This window comes from Oricola sp. (assembly GCF_022763245.1).
Lineage (GTDB): Bacteria > Pseudomonadota > Alphaproteobacteria > Rhizobiales > Rhizobiaceae > Oricola.
Genome location: NZ_JALEGV010000004.1, coordinates 1 through 3,037, shown reverse-complemented (window position 1 = coordinate 3,037; position 3,037 = coordinate 1). Strand labels below are relative to the sequence as shown.

General features: G+C 65.0%; 2 protein-coding genes. Both read left to right on the top strand.

Translation table 11 applies throughout. The annotated features are described in order from the left end of the window. Positions 1-5: 5 nt before the first annotated feature. Positions 6-1,670 carry a ParB/RepB/Spo0J family partition protein gene (locus MRY80_RS00080; RefSeq protein WP_293286676.1) on the top strand — a complete coding sequence of 555 codons (1,665 nt, stop codon included), beginning with the start codon at positions 6-8 and terminating at the stop codon, positions 1,668-1,670. Positions 1,671-1,756: 86 nt separating this feature from the next. Continuing rightward, positions 1,757-2,218, top strand: a complete 462-nt coding sequence (locus MRY80_RS00075; protein ID WP_293286674.1) for a hypothetical protein — start codon at positions 1,757-1,759, stop codon at positions 2,216-2,218. Positions 2,219-3,037 lie beyond the last annotated feature (819 nt).

Genomic DNA, 3,037 nt, shown 5'->3' with positions numbered 1-3,037 from the left:
TTCCCATGCATATCATCAAGATCGACCCGCGCGCGCTGAAGGACAATCCCGACGACGCCCGCAAGTCCAAATCCACGCCGCAGGGCGATGCGCTGCTTGCCGCGACCATCAAGGCCGTTGGCATCATCCAGCCGCCCGTCGTCTCCCCCGAGGCCGATGGCGGCAACGGCTTCATCATCCAGGCCGGCCATCGCCGCACCAGGGGTGCCATCGCCGCCGAGCTCGAGGAGATCGAGGTCATCGTGACCGATCCGGCCGATGACGGCGGCGCCATGCGCTCCATGGTCGAGAACATCGCCCGCGAACCGCTCAATCCGGTCGATCAGTGGCGCGCCATCGAGCGGCTGGTCGCGCTCGGCTGGACCGAGGAAGGCATCGCCGCGGCGCTGTCCCTATCGGTCCGCCAGATCAAGAAGCTGCGGCTACTCGCCAATGTGCTTCCCGCCATGCTCGACCAGATGGCCAGGGGCGACATGCCGGACGAGCGGCAGCTCAGGACGATCGCGGCCGCCTCGATTGCCGAGCAGAAGGAGGTTTGGAAGGCCCACAAGCCGAAAAAGAACGAGACCACGACCTGGTGGTCGGTCGCCAATGGCCTCTCGAAGACCCGCATGTATGCGCGTGACGCCAGTTTCGACGACGAGCTGGCGCAAGCCTACGGGATCGCCTGGGTCGAGGACCTCTTCGCGCCCGCCGATGAGGACAGCCGCTACACGACCGATGTCGAGGCTTTCCTCGGCGCCCAGCAGGAGTGGATGACCAACAATCTGCCGAAGAACGGCATGATCACCGAGTCCAACAATTGGGGTCAGCCGGAATTGCCGAAGAAGGCAGAGCGCGTCTACGGCAAGCCCAAGAAGTCCGACCATACGGCCATGTATCTCGACCGTGAGGGCAAGGTGCAGTCGGTCGTTTACCGGATGCCCGAGCCGAAAGCCGCCAAGGGCAAGGCGTCGGACGGCGGCGCTGTCGCGCCGGCGCAGCGCCCCGATGTCACCCAGAAGGGGCAGGACATGATCGGCGATTTCCGCACCGACGCGCTGCACGAAGCGCTTCAACGCGCACCGATCGAGGACGACACGCTGATGGCGCTGCTCGTCATTGCCTTTGCCGGTCAGAATGTCCGCGTCGATAGCGGGTCAGGCAATACGGGGTCGTTCCGCAGCCAGATCGCGCCCCATGCCGCGATGCTCGTCGATGAAACCGGCAATCTCGCCTTCGACCAGGACACGCTCCGCGTCGCGGTCCGCTCGGTGCTGATCGAAGTGCTGTCGTGCCGCCGCAACATGTCGAACAGCGGCATCGTCTCGCGGATCGCCGGCAGCGTCGTCGGAGCCGACAGCTTCCTGCCCAATATGGGGACAGAGGAGTTCCTTCTGTGCCTGTCCCGGCAGGCTCTCGAGGCTGCTTGCACGGACACGTCGGTCCTGCCGCGTAACAAGGTTCGCGACACCCGCGCAGCGCTCGTCGAACACTTCCAGGAGGAACGCTTCGTCCATGGGTCGGCGCTGTTCGCGCCAGACGCCAACGAACTCGCCGACTGGAAGGCCCACAACGAGATCGTCGAGGACGAAGACGCCGGAGACCCCGATGGCTCCGTCGAGGATCCGGAGGAGGGCGACATCGACCCGGATGCCGTCTCCGAAGGTTTCCGCGAAGCCGCCGAATAGCGGTCTTCTTCTTTCCGAACGCATTTCACGCCGCCGGCTTCGTCCGGCGGCGTTTTCGTTTCCACGCAACAGAACAGGAGGACACCATGTCCGCCAAACTCATCTTCCACCATGCGCCGATCGGCGCGATCATCGCCTATTCGGACGGAACGCCGCGCCCGCCAGAGCGTCACCGCAGGAAACTTGCCGACTGGAAAAACCGCAATGGGGCCGGTCGGCTGATTTGCAAACGTGCCGCCGTCGAGCGCGGCACGCACACGATCCCCGCTTCCTTCACCCTGCATGAGGGCGATTACGGGTCGAATGGGACGATCGTCATGCGCGTCCACAAGACCTTCGATGTGAATTCGCCGCGCACATTCACCGTGCGGAAGCTGCCTGAACCCGGTTCGGTCCTTGTCATGAGCCGGCCGGGCGAGCTGGGTGAGCTCGTTCATCTCGCCGCAAACCCTAGCGCCGCCGAAGACTGGCTCACCAGGCACGGCTATCCCGAAGCCGAACTGCAGGATGTCACTTCGCCGGCACCCGATGCAGGGAGGGCGGCGTGAGTGTCTCCGGGAGAATAGCCCTACTCTCTCGGATGGAAGCAGCGCACCGCCAGACGAAGGCGCATCTCGAACTGATCGAACGCCAGATATCGGCCAGGGCGGAACGCATGACCACGACAGCCAAGGCGAAGGCCCGAAGACATCCCCGCGGGGGATCGCGCTGGACGCGGTCGGATGAAACCATGTTCAGGGCCTGCGTCGACCAGTTGAGCTTCGAGCGGCGCGGTGAAATCGATGCCCTTAGTCGAAAGCTCATGCGACAGGAGCGCGCGACTTGCGCCGTCAGGGCAAAGACCACCCGCAACGGGCCGACTGCCAAAGCGGATGCGCAAGCCCTATTGTGACGGCAGGAGCGTATGCCCCGGGCCACGGTCATTTCCTTCACATTGGGCGCCGGTGGAAAGCCACCCCTGCCGGCCTCCCTTCGGTTCTGGTCGCGGTCGTAAACCGGCGGCCAGAGCCTTCAAGGCCGCTGACGCGCCGCGGAGCGGCCGCACGCACCATCCTCGCCAAACCGGCCCCGCGGGACTGCGCGAGGGCTTGATAAGCCCTGCTGGCCCGCAGGACAGGTTCGCTCGTCTTGGTCCGTGCGGACCCTGAAGCCCCCGTCTTTCCGCCGGTTTCTTTTGCCCGCGCCCGAAGGGAGGGCCGGCAGGGGCCGGCTCGAGCCTTCGGTCAAACCGTAAAGGAAAGGACCTCACATGACCACCAACGCTCGTCCGTCCCGTCAATCCGGCAAGATCGTCCAGCTCCGCAAGGGCGCTTCCCTCGAAATGGTCCGGCTCGCCTGCCCCGACAGCGCCCAGGCCTCCCTCATCT

What these genes read in the sequence shown, in the direction of transcription:
- MRY80_RS00080 (WP_293286676.1), top strand. Translation starts at nt 6, where the DNA reads ATGCATATCATCAAGATCGACCCGCGCGCGCTGAAGGACAATCCCGAC.
- MRY80_RS00075 (WP_293286674.1), top strand. Translation starts at nt 1,757, where the DNA reads ATGTCCGCCAAACTCATCTTCCACCATGCGCCGATCGGCGCGATCATC.